Source organism: Arthrobacter sp. 08Y14 (genome assembly GCF_002929455.1).
Taxonomy (GTDB): Bacteria; Actinomycetota; Actinomycetes; order Actinomycetales; family Micrococcaceae; genus Arthrobacter_B; species Arthrobacter_B sunyaminii.
Window position 1 is genome coordinate 1 of sequence record NZ_PJIX01000047.1, and the last position, 553, is coordinate 553.

At 48.6% G+C, this 553-nt stretch carries 2 protein-coding genes; one reads left to right on the plus strand and one right to left on the minus strand.

The annotated features are described in order from the left end of the window. Window positions 1-184, plus strand: a 184-nt coding sequence (locus CXR03_RS18505) for a hypothetical protein (protein WP_219816287.1), incomplete at its 5' end; no start/stop codon positions are given. Here the strand turns inward: CXR03_RS18505 and CXR03_RS17895 are convergent. Continuing rightward, a partial coding sequence (locus CXR03_RS17895; RefSeq protein ID WP_146070568.1) for an AAA family ATPase occupies window positions 163-553 on the minus strand: 391 nt, incomplete at its 5' end. The genes CXR03_RS18505 and CXR03_RS17895 overlap by 22 nt on opposite strands.

Genomic DNA, 553 nt, shown 5'->3' on the forward strand with positions numbered 1-553 from the left:
CACCCTTTCTGCGCAAAAGTTGGGTGTGTGGATAAACCCGCTCGCAAATTCTCTCTACCGGGAACGACTGTCCGTTAATTTGGAGGCGCCTGATCTGAGCGGCACCGCAAATTTGTCCCACGATCCCGGCTTCCATATGCCCTTCAACGATAAAGCCAAGCATCAGAAACCGCCCGACACATAGAAGTACCCCAAGCCAAAACCGCTGTCGGAGATAATTTGTGATATTTCGTGAGGGTCCGTAATTCTCTCAGCAACAGTCCTCCCGTCAATCATACTTGTTACAATTATCTCGTTTGGGTTCAGCTTATTAAGCAGTGTTTCACTGTGCGTAGTAAGAAATGCAAACCTAGCAGTACCACTGCTGGCAATTTCCTCTCTTATTATTTCAACTATACTCTCCTGCAGCTTAGGGTGCAGAAAATTTTCTGGCTCTTCGATGAAGAGCGATTGTCGTTCTGTCGAAACGGCAGCCACCAGTGCCAGCCATTTTACCGTTCCGTCTGAAAGCAAGGAGAGCGGAACAGCGTACTCGCTTGAGTTTCCCGCGTAG